We start from the raw sequence: 16,174 nt of genomic DNA on the forward strand, positions 1-16,174 counted from the left end.
GAGTTCAGGGTCGGGCGCCCGAGGCCGGCGTGGCGATCGGGGCCGCGGTGGACGAGGGGGAGGGCGGCACGGTGATGACCGTGGCCGGCTTGAGGCTGAGCGTGGGGCTGGCCAGCGGGTCGGGCCCGCTGGGGCGCGCGCGCGGCTGGGTGCCGGCTTGCCACCAGACCCCCAGCGCGACCACGGCCGCCGCCGACAGGCCGGCGGCCCAGGCGGGCCAGACCGGGCGGCGGCGCACCGGGGTGCTGGTGCCGAACACTTCCGCCGCGGCCTTGTCGACCACGCGCCGGTTCACCTGGCCGCGCTGCTCGGCATAGGCGCCCAGCAGCGCGCGCCCGCACAGCAGGTTGATGCGGCGCGGCACGCCGCGCGTGAGCTGGTAGATGCGGCGCAGCGCCCGCGCGTCGAACGGCAGGGCGCCGGTGTGGCCGGCAATGGCCAGCCGGTGGGTGATGTACTGCGTGGTTTCGGCTTCGCTCAGCGCGTCCAGGTGAAAGCGCGCGATCACGCGCTGGGCCAGCTGCTCCAGTTCGGGCCGCGCCAGCAGGGTGCGCAGCTCGGGCTGGCCGATCAGCACGATCTGCAGCAGCTTGCGCTCGTTGGTCTCCAGGTTGGTCAGCAGGCGCAGCTGCTCCAGCACATCGGCGCTGAGGTTCTGCGCCTCGTCAATGATGAGCACATTGCTCTGCCCGGCCGCGTGGGTGCGCAGCAGGTGGGCGTTGAGCGGGTCGATGAAGTCCTTGGCGGTGGTGGCCCCGGGCGGTACGGCAATGTGGAACTCGTCGCACACCGTCTGCAGCAGCTCGATCACGGTGAGCTTGGGGTTGAAGATGTAGGCCACGTTGCAGTGCGCCGGGATCTGCTCCAGCAGGCAGCGGCACACCGTGGTCTTGCCGGTGCCGATCTCGCCGCTGAGCAGCACAAAGCCGCCGCCCGCGCCGCCGGCGGGCGTGCCGTCTGCCGTGCCGGTGCCCCCCAGGCCGTACAGCAGGTGCGCCAGGGCCTCGCGATGCCGCTCGCTCATGAAGAGGTAGCGCGGATCGGGCGCGATGGAGAACGGGTCCTGCGTCAGGCCGAAATGCTTGGCGTACATGGGGCCCGAGGATACCGCGCTGCCGCGCGGCGGTCTGTGGTGCCGGTCAGCCAGCGGCCGGGCCGAAGGGCTCGCGCCAGCCCGGCAGCTCGTTGAGCCGCGCATGCCAGCGTGCAATGGCCGGCAGGCCCTGCAGCGGCAGCCGGGCGCCCTCGGCATAGGGCAGGGCGGCCGACACCGCAAAGTCGGCCACGCTGAGCGCGTCGCCCAGCAGGAAGCGGCGGCTGGCCAGGTGCTGCTCGAGCACGGCGGCCGAGGCGCGCACCTGGTTCTCGGCCTCCCGCACCACGGCGGCGTCGGCCGGGCCCAGGCCGATCAGCGGCTTGATCAGGTTCTCGAAATACAGCGTGCCGGTGTGGCGCGTGAAATGAAAGGCGTCCCAGCTGAGCCAGCGCGTGACCTCGACCTGCGCCTGCGGGTCGCGTGGCCACAGGTCGGCCCCCGCCGCGAGCGAGAGGTGGCACATGATGGCGTTGGCCTCCCAGAGCGTGAGCGCGCCGTCCTGCAGCACGGGCAGGCGGCCGTTGGGGTTCAGGGCCAGAAAGCCCGGCGCCTTGTGCTCGCCGCGCGCCAGGCGCACGTGCACCCGTTCCACCGGCAGGGCCAGGTGGCGGGCCACGGCGCAGGCCTTGCGCGGGTTGATGGTCTCGTCGTAATACAGCTTCATGGTTCAGTGGCCTCCGGCTGGAGTGCGTAACGAGGCCAGGTGCGCCGCCAGCCGGTTGAAGCTGCTGGACCAGCCGCCCTCATGGCCGTCGCGCGAGGCGCTGGACTCAAACGCCGCCTGGTGGAAGGTCATCAGGGTCTGGCCGCCCTGGTCGGTGAAGGTGACGGTCACCAGGGTCTCAAAGCCGGGCTGGCCGCTGGCGTCTTCCCAGGCGTGGGTCATGCTCAGCCGCTCGGGCGCGCGCAGCTCGCGGTAGACGCCCTGGACCCAGTGGTCCTGCCCGTCGGGTGAGCGCAGGCAGGCGCGGTAGCGCCCGCCCACGCGCAGGTCCATCTCGTGGTGGGGCGTGGTGAAGCCTTCGGGGCCGGACCAGTGCGCCAGGTGCTCGGGCCGGGTCCAAGCCTCGTAGACGAGCTGGCGCGGGGCGTTGAACAGGCGCGTGATGACGAGTTCGGCGGCGGCGGGGTCAGTTGTGGCGGGCACGGGGTTTCTCCTTGGGTTGAAGGGTGTCGAGGTAGCTGTCCAGGCGGTCAAAGCTGCGCTCCCAGAACACGCGGTACTCGGCCGTCCAGTCGGCCACCTGCTTGAGCGGCGCGGCCTCGATCTGGCAGGGGCGCGACTGCGCCTCGCGCGAGCGGGTGACCAGGCCGGCGCGCTCCAGCATCTTCAGGTGCTTGGAGATGGCGGGCTGGCTGATGGCGAAGGGCAGCGCCAGCTCGGTCACGTTGGCGGGGCCGACCGCGAGCCGCGCCAGGATGGCGCGGCGGGTCGGGTCGGCCAGGGCCGCAAAGGTTGCGCTCAGGGGGTCCATCTGCATATTGAGAGCCATGTGGTTATATAACTCATAGGTTATGCAATAGGCGGCACTTTGTCAAGCAACTGCGAGCTCGACTGCGAGCGAAACTGCAAGCGCATTCCTACAGGCCGTGGTGCAACCGGCCGACCCTGCGGCCGGGCCCCGGCCCGGAAGATGGGCTTCTGACGATCTTTTCAACCCACTTTCCAAGGAGTCACCACATGGCTGAAGAACGAAATGAACACCGCGACGCCCTCGCCGGGGAACCCGTCCACCCGCTGACCCAGGGGCACAGCACCAGCGCCGCCAGCAATGCCGATGTGCTGTCGGTGCTGAACGACTTGCTGCAAAGCTGCCGCGACGGCGCCTATGGCTTTGCCACCAGCGCCGAACATGCCAAGGCGCAGGACATCAAGACCCTGCTGGCGCGCCATGCCGGCGAGTGCACCGTGGCGGCGCGCGAGATCGAGCAGGCGATCGTGGCGCGCGGCGGCGAGCCCGACAAGGGCGGCACCGCGGCCGGCGCGCTGCACCGCGGCTGGGTGGCCGTGCGCACCGCGCTGAGCCAGCAGGACGACAAGACCGTTCTGCAGGAATGCGAGCGCGGCGAGGACACGGCCGTGGCCCGCTACCGCAAGGCGCTGGCCACCGACCTGCCGGCCGACCTGCGGCCCATGATCGAGCGCCAGGCGCTGGGCGCCCGCCGCAACCACGACGAGGTCAAGGCCCTGCGTGATGCGCTGAAGAACAGCTGATCCGGCAGCCGCCTCAAAAAAAGACCTGCGTGAGCGGGTCTTTTTTTATTGCTTTCCGGCGGTGTAGGGGCTTTTTTCGGTGTGGCGGCCGGTCTCGTTGCCCGGTGGCTTTTCGGGCGCCGGGTCGGGCCGGTGCTGGGTCTTGTTGGTGCCCGGCGCGGGATCGGCCGGATTGAGGGTGTTGACCGTGCTGCGCGTGCGGCCGGGGCGGGGCTGGGCCGCCGAACTCATGACGGGTCCTTGGCGCGGGTGCGGCCCACGGCGCTGAAAATGCCCACCCCCAGCAGCATCACCGCCCCGATGCCGATGTAGACATGCGGGATGCCCACCTCAAAGGCGCCCCAGACCAGGCCGCCGAGAAAAACCACAAACCCCAACATGTAGAGTGCAAATGACATGAATGCTCCTTGCGTTCTGGAAGTCACTGCATTATTGGGAGCCCCGCCCGCGGGCCGCTGTGAGGCGTTCGCGTTGATCGGCGTCGGCCAGCTCCTACCCGGCGCGCAGCGCTGGCCTTAGGAAATCGGCTTAAGGGCCGCCACCAAATTGCCTAGGGGCCGGCGCGGGTGGAGTGGTGTGATCGGGGTGCTCATTCAAGGCGCTTACCAGCTCAAAGAAAGGGGCCCGCCATGACCACTCTCCAGACCGAAACAACCCCCAGCGTGCCGCGCATCCTCGTGGTGGACGACACGCCCGACAACCTGTTCCTGATGAACGGCCTGCTCGAGGACCGCTACCAGGTGGTGCTGGCCCCGTCGGGCAGCGAAGCGCTCAAGGTCGTCATGTCGGACCAGCCGCCCGCCATGGTGCTGCTGGACATCATGATGCCCGACATGGACGGCTACGAGGTGTTGCGGCGCATCCGCCAGCACCCGCCCACGGCCAACATCCCGGTGATCTTTCTCACGGCCCTGGCCGGCACGCAGGACGAACTGCTGGGCCTGGACCTGGGGGCCGTGGACTACCTGACCAAGCCGGTGGACCCCGACAAGGTGGTGGCCCGCATCGAGGCCCATGTGGTGGCCACGCTGCGCGCCAGCCAGATCGAGGCGCTGTCGGAAAAACTGGCCCGCTACCTCTCGCCCGAGGACTGGCAGGCCCTGTTTCACACCGAGGCCGCGCAGGCCATCCGCTTTGAGTCCCGCCCGCTCACCGTGCTGTATGCCGACGCGGGCGAGAGCTCGATCTGGCCCGTCTGCGGCCTGGCGCCCTGGAGCGCCGACGTGGACAGCCTGGCGGCGGTCCATGGCGGCACGGTGGACTCGTTCGCCAATGGCGCCGTGGGGGTCTTCTTTGACGAGGCCAGCGCCTGCCTGGACATGGCCATTGCGCTGCGCCAGTGCATCGGCGCGCTGCACCTGCGCATTGGCCTGCACACCGGGGTTTGCGAGATGGCCACCTTCTGCAGCAATGGCGAAGCCCGCAGCACGCTGATCGGGCCGCAGGCGCGGCTGGCCGCGGAGCTGGCCTCCAGGGCCTCCAGTGGCGACATCCTGCTGTCGCCCGAAACCCGGCTCGCCGTGGGGCCGGGCGTGCCGCTGGACGCGGCAGGCCGGCTCATGCCGGTCCCGCGGGGCCGCCCCCGGGGCGTGCGCTTCGGCTCCTCGCGCCGGGGCCCGCTGTCGCTGCCCGCGGACCTGCGGGCGGCTCAGTAGCCCACGGTGAAGCGCTGGCGCGCATGCGCCGGCTTCTCCAGCTCGTTGATCATCGCCACCGCGTAGTCCTCGACCGAGATGCGGCTGTCGCCCTGGGCGTTGGCCAGCAGCTGGTCGGTGCCCAGGCGGAACTGGCCCGTGCGCTCGCCCGGCGCAATGATGGCGCTGGGGCTGAGCATGGTCCAGTTGAGCGCGGCCTCCTCGCGCAGCAGCGCCAGCGCCTGGCGCGCGCCTTCGGCCGTGGGCTTGTAGGCCTCCGGGAACTGCGGCGTGTCCAGCAGTTGCAGGCCCGGCGCCACCTCCAGGCTGCCGGCCCCGCCCACCACCAGCAGGCGCGGCACGCCCGCGGCCTTGACCGCCGCCACGATCGACTTGAACCCGTTCAGGTAATAGTCGAAGGTGTTGGCCTGCGCGTGGCCGCTGAAGGCGCTGAGCACGGCGTCGGCGCCCTTGAGCTGCGCGGCCAGTGCGGCGGTGTCGTTCACGTCCGCCTTGACCACCGTCAGCCCCGCCACAGGTGCCAGCTTGCCCGGGTTGGTGACGATGGCCGTGACCTGGTGGCCGCGGGCCAGGGCCTCGGTGCGCAGGGCCGAGCCGATGAAGCCGCTGGCGCCGATGAGTGCGATGTTCATGGAATTTTCTTTCAGTTGTGGTTTGTCGGTGGCCGTACTGTTCCACTTCAGGTTGATTCGATAAAGGCCACAGGTCACAATTGATTGTTATGAAAATCAAAACAATCGATACCGCTGGCGCCGACCTCAACGCCCTGCGTGTCTTTGCCGCCGTGGCCGATGCCGGTGGCATCACGGCCGGCGCCGAGCTGCTGGGCCTGAGCAAGGCCCGTGTGAGCATTGAGGTCAGCCGGCTTGAGGCGCTGCTGGGCGTCGGCCTGTTCAGCCGAACCACGCGCCGCGTGGCGCTGACCGATGCCGGCCACGCGCTGTACGAGCAGGCCGTGCCACCACTGCGCAGCCTGCAGGACGCACTGGCCCAGGCGCAGGCCGGGCAGGGCGCGGCCGTGCTCACGGGCACGCTGCGCATCAGCGCCGTGGCCGACCACACGGCCCAGGCGCTGGCGCCCATCGTGGCCGAGTTTGCCGCGCTGCACCCGCAACTGCAGATTGACCTGCGCAGCAGCGACCGCGTGGTGGACATCGTCAAGGAAGGCATTGACGTGGCCATCCGCATGGGCTGGCTGCGTGACTCCACCCTGCGCGCCACCCGGCTGGGCGAGTTTGAACAGCACGTGGTGGCTGCCCCCGGCTACCTGCGCCGCCACGGCACCCCGAAAAAGCCCGAAGACCTGGCCAGTCACCAATGGGTGGCGCTGAGCGTGCTGCCCACGCCGCTGACCTGGAAGTTCACCGGCCCGCGTGGCCAGCAGCGCACCGTGCGCATGAGCAGCCGCCTGCGCTGCGATTCCGCCAGCGCGCTGCGTTCCCTGCTGCAGGCGGGCACCGGCATTGCCACGCTGGACAGCCTGAGCGCCGCCCCGGCGCTGGGCGACGGCTCATTGGTGCGGGTGCTGCCGCAGTGGCAGCTGCCGCGCGGCGGCATTCACGCCGTGTACGCGCCGGGGCGGCATGTGCAGGCCAAGGTGAGGGCGTTCATTGATTTTTATGGGGGGAGACTGGGGTCATGAAGATGCCTTGGCCTCCACTCACGTGCTCCTGCGCCACCTCCGCCAGCCAGTCCATCACCACCCGCACACGGCGTGACAGGTTGCGCCGGTTGGCATAGAGCAGGGTCAGTGGCATCGCAGCAGGCTGGTGGTCGGTCATGATCTCGACCAGCGCACCCTGGGCCAGCAGGTCGCGCACGCCCACTTCGGGCACCTGGATCAGGCCCAGCCCGGCCAGGCAGGCGGCCTGGTAGGACTCGGCGTTGTTCACGGTGATGGCACCGGCCATGGTCACACGCTGCTCCCGGCCCTCCTGCAGGTATTCAAAGCCGGCTGACTTGCCGCCCAGCGTGCCCACGTAGTGCACCAATTGATGGCCGGCCAGATCGGCCACGGTGCGCGGCGTGCCGCGCTGGCGCAGGTAGGCGGGGCTGGCGCAGTTGACCATGGGCAGCAGGCCCAGCGGGCGCGCCACCAGGCCCGCATCGCCCACCGCGCCCACGCGCAGCACGCAGTCAAAGCCTTCACGCACCAGGTCGACCCGGCGCTCGGTGCTGCTGAGCTCCAGTTCCAGCTTCGGGTGCAGCGCCAGCAACCCGGGCAGCCTCGGGATGACGATGTTGCGGGCCATGCCGGTGGTCATGTCCACCCGCACACGACCGCGCAGATCTTGCGCGCCCGCCTGCTGGAACATGGTCTGCAGGTCTTCCACGTCGGCCAGCAGGTCCTTGCAGCGCTCGTAATAGGCCTGGCCGTCCTGCGTGAGCTGTACGCGCCGGGTCGTGCGGTGCAGCAGCCGGGTGCCCAGCTCGGCTTCCAGCTGCTGCACGGCGAGGGACGCCGTGGCCTTGGGCAGGCCCAGGCTGTCGGCGGCCTGGGTAAAGCTGGTCAGTTCGGCCACGCGGCTGAACACCGTCATGCGGTCCAAAGGGTTCATTGTCCAATTATGAATAACAAATAAACCAAATTTAAATGATTTATCTGTTGATTGCCGCTCAATAGACTTCCTTTCATTCACCAACCCGTTTCAAAGGATTTCCCATGAAAACCCAGCCCTTCATCCCCTCCATCGCCCTCGTCACGGGCGGCAGCCGAGGCCTGGGCCGCAGTGCCGCGCTGCACATTGCCCGCCAGGGCACCGACGTGATCCTGACCTACCGCAGCCAGAAGGCCGAGGCTGACAGCGCTGTGGCCGAGATCGAAAAGCTGGGCCGGCGCGCGGTGGCCCTGCCGCTGGACGCAGCCGACAGCGGCAGCTTTGCAGCCTTTGCGCAGGCTGTGCGGCAGTCACTGGCCGCGCACTGGCAGCGTGAGCGCTTTGACTTTCTGGTCAACAACGCCGGCGTGGGTGTTCACGCCAGCCTGATGGACACCACCGAGGCGCAGTTCGACCAATTGGTCAACGTCCATTTCAAGGCTGTCTTCTTCCTCACGCAGACGCTGCTGCCGCTCATGAACGATGGCGGGCGCATCCTCAATGTGTCTTCAGGCCTTGCGCGCTTTGCGCTGCCGGGCTACGGCGCCTATGCGGCCATGAAGGGGGCGGTGGAGGTGCTGTCGCGCTACATGGCCAGGGAACTGGGGCCGCGGGGCATCACGGTCAACGTGGTGGCGCCGGGCGCGATCGAGACCGACTTTGGTGGCGGCGCGGTGCGCGACAACGCCCAGCTCAACAGTTTCGTGGCATCGCAGACGGCCCTGGGTCGTGCGGGCCTGCCTGACGACATTGGCGGCGTCATGGCGGCATTGCTGGCCCCGGGCACGGGCTGGGTCAACGCCCAGCGCATCGAGGCTTCGGGCGGCATGTTCCTCTGACCTCAGCCCGCAAACCCGCCATCGTCCAGAAACCGCTGCTCATCCGGCGTCGTGGTGCGCCCCAGCACAGCATTGCGGTGCGGAAAGCGCCCGTATTTTTCGATGATGTCGCGGTGGATCACCGCAAACTTGTGGTTCTCGGGGTCCAGCGGGCGGGTCAGCTGCTCGGCCAGGTCCTGGTCGGTCAGGTCTTCGGAGTGCATGAAGGGCAGGTAAAAGAAGTTGCGCAGCGCCTCGTCGGTCTGCTGGTCTAGGCCTGCGGCCAGCGCGGCGCGGGCCACGTCGCGCGCCTGCGCGTCGGTGGCAAACATGCGGGCCGTGCCGCGAAACGCATTGCGCGGAAACTGGTCCAGCAGCACCAGCAGGGCAAGTGCGCCGTCGGCGGTCTGGCCCCAGGCGTTCAGCTCGCCGCGCGCAGCGGCCTCGTGGGCTTGTAGAAAACGGTTGCGAAAGTCGGCGTCAAACGCCTCATCTTTCCTGAACCACTTGGCAGGGCCGGCTTCGCGCCAGAAGTCGATCACGTCAAATGCGGATGGCAGGGCAGGGGTCATGGGCGTTGCAAGGGTGACAGGCAGAAATCGGGGCGGGCTCCTAGAATACCCCCGCTGGCCCTTTGCGGGGCCGGCAGCGTTCTCAGGGCGGGGTGAAATTCCCCACCGGCGGTATCCGCGGCAGGGCTTTGGTGCCCTGACCGCGGCAGCCCGCGAGCGCCCGGTGCCACGCCTGTGGCGCCGGGGTCAGCAGATCTGGTGAGATGCCAGGGCCGACGGTCACAGTCCGGATGAAAGAGAAACGCGACACCTGCCGTGGGCGGGCGCCGGCCGGCTTTTCCGTTGGCCGCGCCCGCCCGCAGCGGGTTTGCGTGCGCGCCCTGATTCTGGTCAAACCCTTGTGCTTGAGGTCTTCCATGAATCAGTCCCTTCCTTCCCCCGCCAACGGCTCCGCGCCCGAGGTCCGCATCGCGCTGGTGTCGTCTTCGTGGCACCGCGACATCGTCAACCAGGCCGTGCAGGCGGCGCTGGCCGAGATCAGCGCCAGTTGCTCCCCCAGCAGCCGGGTCGATCTGTTCGAGGTGCCCGGTGCCTTCGAGATCCCGCTGCATGCGCAGAAGCTCGCGGCCAAGGGGCGTTACGACGCCATCCTGGCCTGCGGCCTGATCGTCAATGGCGGCATTTACCGGCACGAGTTCGTCACCACCGCGGTGATCGACGGCCTGATGCGGGTGCAGCTCGATTCGGGTGTGCCGGTGTTCTCGGCCGTGCTCACGCCGCGCGACTTTCACGAGAGCGAGGAGCACGTGGATTTCTTCCGCCGCCACTTCGTCAAGAAGGGCACCGAGCTGGCCCAGGCCTGCGTGAAGACGCTGGTCAGCCTGCGCGAGCTCAACGCCGTGGCGCCGCGCCCGGTGGTCTGAGCTTTTCTTCCATCTCGCGGATCAGCGCGCGGGCCTCGTCGCCCTCGGGGATGGGCTTGCCGCTGTCGCGCCACTGCACGGCGGCCTTGAAGCCTTCGGCCTGCGCCTGGCGCCGGAACCACAGGCCTTCGGGGTTGTGGCGGGTGATGCCGTCAAACAGCGTGGCCATCTGCTGGCTCTGCTCAATGCCCATGTTGAGCATGACCTGGTTGACCACCATCTTGTGCATGGCCAGGTGGCTGCGCGGCACGCCGGCAATGCGATTGGCGAGCTTCATCGTCGCGGACTCCAGTTGGTCCACCGGCACGGCCTCGTTGGCCAGGCCCCAGGCCGCCGCGGTGGTGCCGTCGATGGTGTCGCCGGTGAACATGAGCTGCTTGGCGCGCGTGGGGCCCAGCCGGTAGGTCCACATGGCGGTGGTGGGGCAGCCCCACACGCGCGTGGGCATGTAGCCGATGCGCGCGTCCTCGGCCATCACCAGCAGGTCGCAGCACAGCGCAATGTCGCTGCCCCCGGCGGCGGCGTAGCCATGCACCTTGGCGATGGTGGGCTTGGCGCTTTTCCACAGGGTCATGAAGTCGTCGGTGTTGCGCTTCATGAAGGCGTAGTCGTCCATCGGGTCCCAGGGGTGGCGCTCCTGCTGGCAGGGGTGGTCGATCTCGCCCTCGCCAAACACCGTGAGGTCGTAGCCGCCGCAAAAACCCTTGCCCGCGCCTTCGACCACGATCACGTGGACCTCGTCGTCAGCGTTGGCCCACTCCACGGCGGCGCGGATCTCGCGCGGGGTGTCGTTGTTGATGGCGTTGAGCTTTTCGGGGCGGTTGAGCAGCAGGCGCGCGATGCGCGGGTTGCCAGCGTCCTTGTCGATGCGCAGGGTGTTGTACTGGGGCATGCCGTGTCTCCTTCTGGGGTGAGCGGCCATGATAGTCAGGGTGCGCGGCCTGTGCCCACGGGCACGTCAGGCGCGGTCCTACAGGGCAGGGCGGCACCGCGGCGCACCATGCAGGTTCCATTTCACTTGCAAGAGGACAAAAACACCATGAAACGCCAAACCCTTCTTCGCTCTGCATTGGCGGCCGGTCTGGTCGCGCTGGTGACCGCGGGCTGCGGCTCGATGCGGCCCTCGCAGAAAATCGACATCTACGAAGCCAGGCTGAGCGGCGCCCAGGAAGTGCCCGCCAACAACAGCACCGGTTCAGGCCAGGCCGAACTCAAGTGGAACCGCAGCAGCAATGTGCTGGACTGGAAGGTCACCTACACCGGCCTGTCCGGCGAGGTCACGGGCGCGCACATTCATGGCCCCGCGGGGCCGGGCCAGAACGCCGGCGTCGTGATCCCGTTCATGACCGGGCTGTCGGGCACCATCACGGGCCAGACCAACCTGACCACCGCGCAGGCGGCCGATCTGGCCTCGGGCCGCTGGTATGTCAACGTGCACACCTCCGCCTTTCCTGGTGGTGAAATCCGCGGCCAGTTGAGCGAGCGCAAGTAAGCCTGCTGGTAGATGGTTGCGGGCGCAACCAGATGGCGTTATAGTTGCGCACGCAACTTGTAACGCCATCTGCCCGTGACCCTTCCTTCTTCCGTTCCCGTTCTGATCGCCGGCGGCGGCCCTGTGGGCCTCACGCTGGCGGCGCTGCTGGCACGCCAGGGCGTGAGCAGCCTGGTGGTCGAGGCCGACGAGGGTTATTGCACCGGTAGCCGCGCGATCTGCCTGTCGCGCCGCTCGCAGGAGATCCTGGGCTGGGTCGGCGCCGACCAGCCGCTGGTGGCCAAGGGCCTGGGCTGGGTCGGTGGACGCAGTTACTGGCGCAGCACCGAGGTGCTGCATTTCCAGATGCCCAGCGAGCCGACCCAGCGTTTCGCGCCCATGCTCAACATCCAGCAGTTTTATGTGGAAGAGTTTGCGCACCGCGCGGCGCAGGCCATTGGCGACCTGTCGCGTGTGCAATTTGGCAGCCGCGTGGTGGCGGTGCGGCCCGGCGCGCAGGGCGTGCAGGCCGATATCGACACCCCTGAAGGCCGGCACACCGTGCAGGCCAGCTGGCTGGTGGCCTGCGACGGCGGCCGCAGCACGGTGCGCGAGCAGCTGGGCCTGCAGCTGCAGGGCACGCAGTACGAGGGCAAGTACGTGATCGTCGACATCGTTCAAAAGACCCAGCGCCCGGTGGAGCGCCTGGCCTGGTTCGACCCGCCGTCCAACCCGGGCTCGACCATCCTCATGCATCGCCAGCCCGACGACGTGTGGCGCATCGACTACCAGATCCGCGACGACGAAGACCCGGTGGAGGCCGTCAAGCCGCAGAACGTGCTGCCGCGCGTGCAAAGCCACTTGCAGATGATTGGCGAGGACGCGCCCTGGGAGCCGATGTGGATTTCGATCTACAACGCCAAGTGCCTCACGCTGCCCAGCTACCGGCACGGCCGCGTGCTGTTCGCGGGTGATGCGGCGCACCTGGTGCCCATCTTTGGCGTGCGCGGCCTCAACTCGGGCCTGGACGACGCGGGCAACCTGGCGTGGAAGCTCGCGCGCGTGCTCGATGGCCGCTCTCCAGAAGAGTTGCTGGACTCGTATTCCACCGAGCGCGTGCACGCCGCGCGCGAGAACATTGCCTATGGCGCCAAGAGCACCGAGTTCATGGCGCCGCCCAACTTTGCGTTCCAGCTCATGCGTGAGGCCACGCTGCGGCTGGCCGCGAGCGAGCCCGGCGTGCGGCCGCTGATCAACCCGCGCCAGTCGTCGCCCGTGCGCTATGACGGCTCGCCGCTGAACGTGCCCGATGTGGGCGGCTGGGCCAGCGACCTCGCGGCACCGGGCGCTCCCGCCCCCGAGGCCCTGCTGGCCGGGCCCGGCGGGCCCGTGCACCTCAGCAGCCTGTTTGGCGGCGATTTTGTGTGCCTGGTGCTGGGCGCCGGCGTGGTGCCCGAAGCGGTGAGGGCGCTGACGCAGCACGGCGTGGCCGTGCTCGAGATCGAACCCGATGCCGACCTGCACGGCCAGGCGCGCAAGCGCTATGGCCTGGCCGGCCCCGGGGATGAAGCCCTGGTGCTGGTGCGCCCCGATGGCTATGTGATGGGCCGCTGGCATGGCCTTGACCCGGCGCCGCTGCTCGCGGCGCTGCAAACCCAGGGAGTCCTCGCATGACCGACGCCGATCTTGACCGCAGCTACACCGCCCTGTGCGAGGCCATGGGGCGCGTGGGCGAGGCGCAGACCCCGCTGCTGCTGTCCATGGTCTGCCTTTCGCTCATGAGCCGCCTGGCGCACGCCGACGAGGTGCTGCCCCTGATCGACCGGGCCATGCGTGAACTCTCGCCGGCGCTTGATGCCCCCGCGCACCATGGCCCGTAAGCCGGCCACTGCCACGCTGCCGCTGGAGCAGCACCTGACCTGGCGCCTGCACCGGGTCAACAAGCTCACCGACAAGGCCAGCGCCGACGCCTATGCCCAGGCCTTTGGCCTGCCCGTGGGTGAGGCGCGCTGCCTGGCCGCCATCGGCAACTTCGCGCCGCTGTCGGTCAACGACCTCGCCGCCCGCGCCAACCTCAACAAGGGCCAGGCCAGCCGCGCCGCGCAGGCGCTGGTGGAGCGCGGGTTGGTGCACAAGCAGGCCAGCGAAACCGACGGTCGCGGGGTGGTGCTCAGCCCCACCGCCGCCGGCCAGAAGCGCTGGGCCGGCGTGATGGCGCTGATCGCGCGGCGCAATGAAGAAATCTTTGGTTGCCTCTCGGCGGCCGAGCAAAAGCAGCTGGGCGCCATGCTGGACCGGCTGATCGCGCATGCCGGCGCGCCCGCCCATGACCCCTGAAGGGTCAAAAAACCCGGGCGACCGGTAAAATCGCGGTTTCTCCTTGCGCCACAGGCGCGCACCCCCTTTTTCATGAACGCCCCGGTTGACGTCTCTTTCTTCGCGCGCGCCGCGAAGCCGATCACCAGTTACCGCAAGTACTGGGCGCATCGCTTCGGCCAGCCGAAGTTCCTGCCCACCAGCCGGGCCGAGATGGACGCGCTCGGCTGGGACAGCTGCGACGTGGTGCTGGTCACGGGCGATGCCTATGTGGACCATCCGAGTTTTGGCATGGCCGTGATCGGCCGCACGCTGCAGGACCAGGGCTTTCGCGTGGGCATCATCGCCCAGCCGGACTGGCAGAGTGCCGAGCCCTTCAAGGCGCTGGGCCAGCCCAACCTGTTCTGGGGCGTGACCAGCGGCAACATGGATTCCATGATCAACCGCTACACGGCCGACCGCAAGATCCGCAGTGACGACGCCTACACCCCCGGCGACGTGGGCGGCAAGCGGCCCGACCGCGCAGCCATCGTCTACAGCCAGCGCTGCCGCGAGGCTTACAAGGACGTGCCCATTGTGCTGGGTGGCATTGAGGGCAGCCTGCGCCGCATCGCGCATTACGACTACTGGTCTGACAAAGTGCGCCGCAGCATCGTGGTGGACGCCAAGTGCGACCTGCTGCTGTACGGCAACGCCGAGCGCGCCATCGTCGAGATTGCGCACCGCCTGGCGGCCAGGGAACCCGTGGAGCAGATTGACGACGTGCGCGGCACGGCGTTTTTCCGCCGCGCGTCGGTGCAGGGCTGGTTCGAGATCGACAGCACCAGTGTGGATGCGCCGGGCAGGGTGGAGAGCCATGTCAACCCGTACATGACGACCAGTGAGCAGGCGCAGGCCCAGGGCAGCAATTGTTCGAAAGAGGACTCTTCCGTTCGGGTAGATGGCCCCGATCACCCCGAGCCCATATCCGTTCGCCCTGAGCTCTCCCCCGTTCGGGCTGAGCTTGTCGAAGCCCCAGCGAGCCCTTCGACAAGCTCAGGGCGAACGGATATCAGCTCAGGGCGAACGGAGATGAGCTCAGTGCGAACCGACCTCGGCGCCACCATCCAGCCCCTGACTTTCCACGCCAACCCCGCGCTCAAGCAGAAGCTCAAGGTCCCGCCGCGTGACCGCAGCGTGATCCGCCTGCCGAGTTACGAGCAGGTCAAGGCCGACCCGGTGCTCTATGCCCATGCCAACCGCGTGCTGCACCTGGAAACCAACCCGGGCAATGCCCGCGCCCTGGTGCAGGCGCACGGCGAGGGCGTGACCGCGCGCGACGTCTGGATCAACCCGCCGCCCATCCCGCTGACCACGGCCGAGATGGACCATGTGTTCGACCTGCCGTATGCGCGCAGCCCGCACCCGCGCTATGCGGACGAGAACGGCAGCCACGACGGCGCCACCAGGATCCCCGCGTGGGAAATGATCCGCTTCAGCGTGAACATCATGCGCGGCTGTTTTGGTGGCTGCACCTTCTGCTCGATCACCGAGCACGAGGGCCGCATCATCCAGAGCCGCTCTGAAGAGTCGATCATCAAGGAAGTGGAAGACATCCGCGACAAGGTCAAGGGCTTCACCGGCACCATCTCCGACCTGGGCGGCCCCACGGCCAACATGTACCGCCTGGGCTGCAGGAGCCCCGAGATCGAGGCCGCCTGCCGCAAGCCCAGCTGCGTCTACCCCGGCATCTGCCAGAACCTCACCACCGACCACGGCCCGCTGATCCAGATCTACCGCCGTGGCCGGCTGCTTCCGGGCATCAAGAAGATCCTGATCGGCTCGGGCCTGCGCTACGACCTGGCCGTCAAGAGCCCCGAGTACGTCAAGGAACTGGTGCAGCACCACGTGGGCGGCTACCTCAAGATCGCGCCCGAGCACACCGAGCAGGGCCCGCTCACCAAGATGATGAAGCCCGGCATCGGCAGCTACGACAAGTTCAAGCAGATGTTTGAAAAGTTCAGCGCCGAGGCGGGCAAGAAGCAGTTCCTCATCCCGTACTTCATCGCGGCCCATCCGGGCACCAGCGACGAGGACATGATGAACCTGGCCGTGTGGCTCAAGAAGAACGGTTTCCGCGCCGACCAGGTGCAGACCTTCTACCCCAGCCCCATGGCCACGGCCACGGCCATGTACCACAGCGGCCGCAACCCGCTCAAGGGCGTGCGCCGCGTGGCGCGCGATGCCGATGAAACCGTGGACATCGTGCGTGGCGAAAAGCGCCGCCGCCTGCACAAGGCCTTTCTGCGCTACCACGACGCCAACAACTGGCCGCTGCTGCGCGAGGCGCTCAAGGCCATGGGCCGCGCCGACCTGATTGGCAACGGCAAGCACCACCTGATCCCCACCTGGCAGCCGCTGAGCGACGGCAGCTACCAGAGCGCCCGCCGCAAGAACTCCACCACCGTGGCCCCCAAGGCCGGTGCGCCCCGGACTGCCGCGCCCAAGAAGGGCGCGATGCTGACCCAGCACACGGGCCTGCCGCCGCGCGTCACCGGCGCCGCCAAGCCGCCGCGCAAGCCCCGCTGAGGC

At 68.5% G+C, this 16,174-nt stretch carries 20 protein-coding genes and 1 riboswitch; of the genes, 10 read left to right on the plus strand and 10 right to left on the minus strand.

Features of this window, described 5'->3' with window-relative positions; translation table 11 throughout:
* Nucleotides 1–4: 4 nt before the first annotated feature.
* The 4 genes from KF796_11715 to KF796_11730 are packed head-to-tail and all read right to left on the minus strand — an operon-like array spanning nucleotide 5 to nucleotide 2,577.
* Nucleotides 5–1,093 carry an AAA family ATPase gene (locus tag KF796_11715; GenBank protein ID MBX3587300.1) on the minus strand — a complete coding sequence of 363 codons (1,089 nt, stop codon included), beginning with the start codon at nucleotides 1,091–1,093 and terminating at the stop codon, nucleotides 5–7.
* Between the two features lie 46 nt (nucleotides 1,094–1,139).
* Nucleotides 1,140–1,760, minus strand: coding sequence for a glutathione S-transferase family protein (locus tag KF796_11720; GenBank protein ID MBX3587301.1), 621 nt, complete (start codon nucleotides 1,758–1,760; stop codon nucleotides 1,140–1,142).
* A 3-nt stretch (nucleotides 1,761–1,763) separates the two neighbouring features.
* Nucleotides 1,764–2,243 (minus strand): SRPBCC domain-containing protein, encoded by a 480-nt coding sequence (locus tag KF796_11725; GenBank protein ID MBX3587302.1) that lies wholly within the window; start codon nucleotides 2,241–2,243, stop codon nucleotides 1,764–1,766.
* The gene (locus KF796_11730; GenBank protein ID MBX3587303.1) at nucleotides 2,227–2,577 is read right to left on the minus strand and encodes a winged helix-turn-helix transcriptional regulator; all 351 of its coding nucleotides are present in this window, start codon (nucleotides 2,575–2,577) and stop codon (nucleotides 2,227–2,229) included. Before KF796_11730 ends, KF796_11725 begins: the two co-directional genes overlap by 17 nt.
* Before the next feature lie 200 nt (nucleotides 2,578–2,777).
* Between KF796_11730 and KF796_11735 the strand changes: the two genes are divergently transcribed.
* Complete coding sequence (locus KF796_11735; protein MBX3587304.1) at nucleotides 2,778–3,311, plus strand: PA2169 family four-helix-bundle protein; 534 nt, start codon at nucleotides 2,778–2,780, stop codon at nucleotides 3,309–3,311.
* A 45-nt stretch (nucleotides 3,312–3,356) separates the two neighbouring features.
* Here KF796_11735 and KF796_11740 read toward each other — a convergent pair whose 3' ends face one another.
* Both KF796_11740 and KF796_11745 read right to left on the minus strand, forming a co-directional pair.
* On the minus strand, nucleotides 3,357–3,542 hold the full coding sequence (locus KF796_11740; protein MBX3587305.1) for a hypothetical protein: 186 nt from the start codon (nucleotides 3,540–3,542) through the stop codon (nucleotides 3,357–3,359).
* A complete protein-coding gene (locus KF796_11745; GenBank protein MBX3587306.1) occupies nucleotides 3,539–3,709 on the minus strand; it encodes a hypothetical protein in 171 nt (56 codons plus the stop codon). Before KF796_11745 ends, KF796_11740 begins: the two co-directional genes overlap by 4 nt.
* Nucleotides 3,710–3,940: 231 nt before the next feature.
* Here KF796_11745 and KF796_11750 point away from each other — a divergent pair, with 231 nt between their 5' ends.
* Nucleotides 3,941–4,966 (plus strand): response regulator, encoded by a 1,026-nt coding sequence (locus tag KF796_11750; protein ID MBX3587307.1) that lies wholly within the window; start codon nucleotides 3,941–3,943, stop codon nucleotides 4,964–4,966.
* On the opposite strand, the gene KF796_11755 is transcribed toward KF796_11750, so the two are convergent.
* Complete coding sequence (locus KF796_11755) at nucleotides 4,960–5,598, minus strand: NAD(P)-dependent oxidoreductase (GenBank protein MBX3587308.1); 639 nt, start codon at nucleotides 5,596–5,598, stop codon at nucleotides 4,960–4,962. The genes KF796_11750 and KF796_11755 overlap by 7 nt on opposite strands.
* An 89-nt stretch (nucleotides 5,599–5,687) precedes the next feature.
* On the opposite strand from KF796_11755, the gene KF796_11760 reads away from it, so the two are divergent.
* Nucleotides 5,688–6,608 carry a LysR family transcriptional regulator gene (locus KF796_11760; protein ID MBX3587309.1) on the plus strand — a complete coding sequence of 307 codons (921 nt, stop codon included), beginning with the start codon at nucleotides 5,688–5,690 and terminating at the stop codon, nucleotides 6,606–6,608.
* Here KF796_11760 and KF796_11765 read toward each other — a convergent pair.
* Nucleotides 6,574–7,524, minus strand: coding sequence for a LysR family transcriptional regulator (locus KF796_11765; protein ID MBX3587310.1), 951 nt, complete (start codon nucleotides 7,522–7,524; stop codon nucleotides 6,574–6,576). The genes KF796_11760 and KF796_11765 overlap by 35 nt on opposite strands.
* Before the next feature lie 104 nt (nucleotides 7,525–7,628).
* On the opposite strand from KF796_11765, the gene KF796_11770 reads away from it, so the two are divergent.
* Entirely contained in the window at nucleotides 7,629–8,402 is a 774-nt protein-coding gene (locus KF796_11770; protein MBX3587311.1) for an SDR family oxidoreductase, read from the plus strand.
* 2 nt (nucleotides 8,403–8,404) lie between these two features.
* On the opposite strand, the gene KF796_11775 is transcribed toward KF796_11770, so the two are convergent.
* Nucleotides 8,405–8,977, minus strand: a complete 573-nt coding sequence (locus KF796_11775; protein MBX3587312.1) for a DUF924 family protein — start codon at nucleotides 8,975–8,977, stop codon at nucleotides 8,405–8,407.
* Nucleotides 8,978–9,027: 50 nt separating this feature from the next.
* Nucleotides 9,028–9,200, plus strand: a riboswitch (FMN riboswitch).
* Between the two features lie 109 nt (nucleotides 9,201–9,309).
* On the opposite strand from KF796_11775, the gene KF796_11780 reads away from it, so the two are divergent.
* Entirely contained in the window at nucleotides 9,310–9,816 is a 507-nt protein-coding gene (locus KF796_11780; GenBank protein ID MBX3587313.1) for a 6,7-dimethyl-8-ribityllumazine synthase, read from the plus strand.
* Here KF796_11780 and KF796_11785 read toward each other — a convergent pair.
* Entirely contained in the window at nucleotides 9,785–10,708 is a 924-nt protein-coding gene (locus KF796_11785) for a crotonase/enoyl-CoA hydratase family protein (GenBank protein MBX3587314.1), read from the minus strand. The genes KF796_11780 and KF796_11785 overlap by 32 nt on opposite strands.
* A gap of 147 nt (nucleotides 10,709–10,855) precedes the next feature.
* Here KF796_11785 and KF796_11790 point away from each other — a divergent pair, with 147 nt between their 5' ends.
* The 5 genes from KF796_11790 to KF796_11810 all read left to right on the plus strand — a co-directional run bounded on the left by KF796_11790 (nucleotide 10,856) and on the right by KF796_11810 (nucleotide 16,171).
* A complete protein-coding gene (locus KF796_11790; protein ID MBX3587315.1) occupies nucleotides 10,856–11,308 on the plus strand; it encodes a CHRD domain-containing protein in 453 nt (150 codons plus the stop codon).
* Nucleotides 11,309–11,383: 75 nt separating this feature from the next.
* Nucleotides 11,384–12,961 carry an FAD-dependent monooxygenase gene (locus tag KF796_11795; protein ID MBX3587316.1) on the plus strand — a complete coding sequence of 526 codons (1,578 nt, stop codon included), beginning with the start codon at nucleotides 11,384–11,386 and terminating at the stop codon, nucleotides 12,959–12,961.
* Nucleotides 12,958–13,167, plus strand: coding sequence for a hypothetical protein (locus KF796_11800; protein ID MBX3587317.1), 210 nt, complete (start codon nucleotides 12,958–12,960; stop codon nucleotides 13,165–13,167). The genes KF796_11795 and KF796_11800 overlap by 4 nt, the downstream gene beginning before the upstream one ends.
* Nucleotides 13,157–13,624: a winged helix-turn-helix transcriptional regulator gene (locus tag KF796_11805; GenBank protein MBX3587318.1), complete on the plus strand. Its 468-nt coding sequence runs from the start codon at nucleotides 13,157–13,159 to the stop codon at nucleotides 13,622–13,624. The genes KF796_11800 and KF796_11805 overlap by 11 nt, the downstream gene beginning before the upstream one ends.
* 72 nt (nucleotides 13,625–13,696) lie before the next feature.
* Nucleotides 13,697–16,171: a YgiQ family radical SAM protein gene (locus tag KF796_11810; protein ID MBX3587319.1), complete on the plus strand. Its 2,475-nt coding sequence runs from the start codon at nucleotides 13,697–13,699 to the stop codon at nucleotides 16,169–16,171.
* The last annotated feature ends 3 nt before the right edge of the window (nucleotides 16,172–16,174 follow it).

The organism is Ramlibacter sp. (assembly GCA_019635435.1).
GTDB lineage: Bacteria > Pseudomonadota > Gammaproteobacteria > Burkholderiales > Burkholderiaceae_C > JAHBZM01.

Excerpts from the sequence above, each read along its gene's own strand:
- KF796_11750 (MBX3587307.1), top strand. The coding sequence starts at position 3,941 with ATGACCACTCTCCAGACCGAAACAACCCCCAGCGTGCCGCGCATCCTC.
- KF796_11720 (MBX3587301.1), bottom strand. The coding sequence starts at position 1,760 with ATGAAGCTGTATTACGACGAGACCATCAACCCGCGCAAGGCCTGCGCC.
- KF796_11785 (MBX3587314.1), bottom strand. The coding sequence starts at position 10,708 with ATGCCCCAGTACAACACCCTGCGCATCGACAAGGACGCTGGCAACCCG.
- KF796_11770 (MBX3587311.1), top strand. The coding sequence starts at position 7,629 with ATGAAAACCCAGCCCTTCATCCCCTCCATCGCCCTCGTCACGGGCGGC.
- KF796_11730 (MBX3587303.1), bottom strand. The coding sequence starts at position 2,577 with ATGCAGATGGACCCCCTGAGCGCAACCTTTGCGGCCCTGGCCGACCCG.
- KF796_11805 (MBX3587318.1), top strand. The coding sequence starts at position 13,157 with ATGGCCCGTAAGCCGGCCACTGCCACGCTGCCGCTGGAGCAGCACCTG.
- KF796_11715 (MBX3587300.1), bottom strand. The coding sequence starts at position 1,093 with ATGTACGCCAAGCATTTCGGCCTGACGCAGGACCCGTTCTCCATCGCG.
- KF796_11745 (MBX3587306.1), bottom strand. The coding sequence starts at position 3,709 with ATGTCATTTGCACTCTACATGTTGGGGTTTGTGGTTTTTCTCGGCGGC.
- KF796_11765 (MBX3587310.1), bottom strand. The coding sequence starts at position 7,524 with ATGAACCCTTTGGACCGCATGACGGTGTTCAGCCGCGTGGCCGAACTG.
- KF796_11790 (MBX3587315.1), top strand. The coding sequence starts at position 10,856 with ATGAAACGCCAAACCCTTCTTCGCTCTGCATTGGCGGCCGGTCTGGTC.
- KF796_11810 (MBX3587319.1), top strand. The coding sequence starts at position 13,697 with ATGAACGCCCCGGTTGACGTCTCTTTCTTCGCGCGCGCCGCGAAGCCG.
- KF796_11735 (MBX3587304.1), top strand. The coding sequence starts at position 2,778 with ATGGCTGAAGAACGAAATGAACACCGCGACGCCCTCGCCGGGGAACCC.
- KF796_11740 (MBX3587305.1), bottom strand. The coding sequence starts at position 3,542 with ATGAGTTCGGCGGCCCAGCCCCGCCCCGGCCGCACGCGCAGCACGGTC.
- KF796_11780 (MBX3587313.1), top strand. The coding sequence starts at position 9,310 with ATGAATCAGTCCCTTCCTTCCCCCGCCAACGGCTCCGCGCCCGAGGTC.
- KF796_11800 (MBX3587317.1), top strand. The coding sequence starts at position 12,958 with ATGACCGACGCCGATCTTGACCGCAGCTACACCGCCCTGTGCGAGGCC.
- KF796_11755 (MBX3587308.1), bottom strand. The coding sequence starts at position 5,598 with ATGAACATCGCACTCATCGGCGCCAGCGGCTTCATCGGCTCGGCCCTG.
- KF796_11760 (MBX3587309.1), top strand. The coding sequence starts at position 5,688 with ATGAAAATCAAAACAATCGATACCGCTGGCGCCGACCTCAACGCCCTG.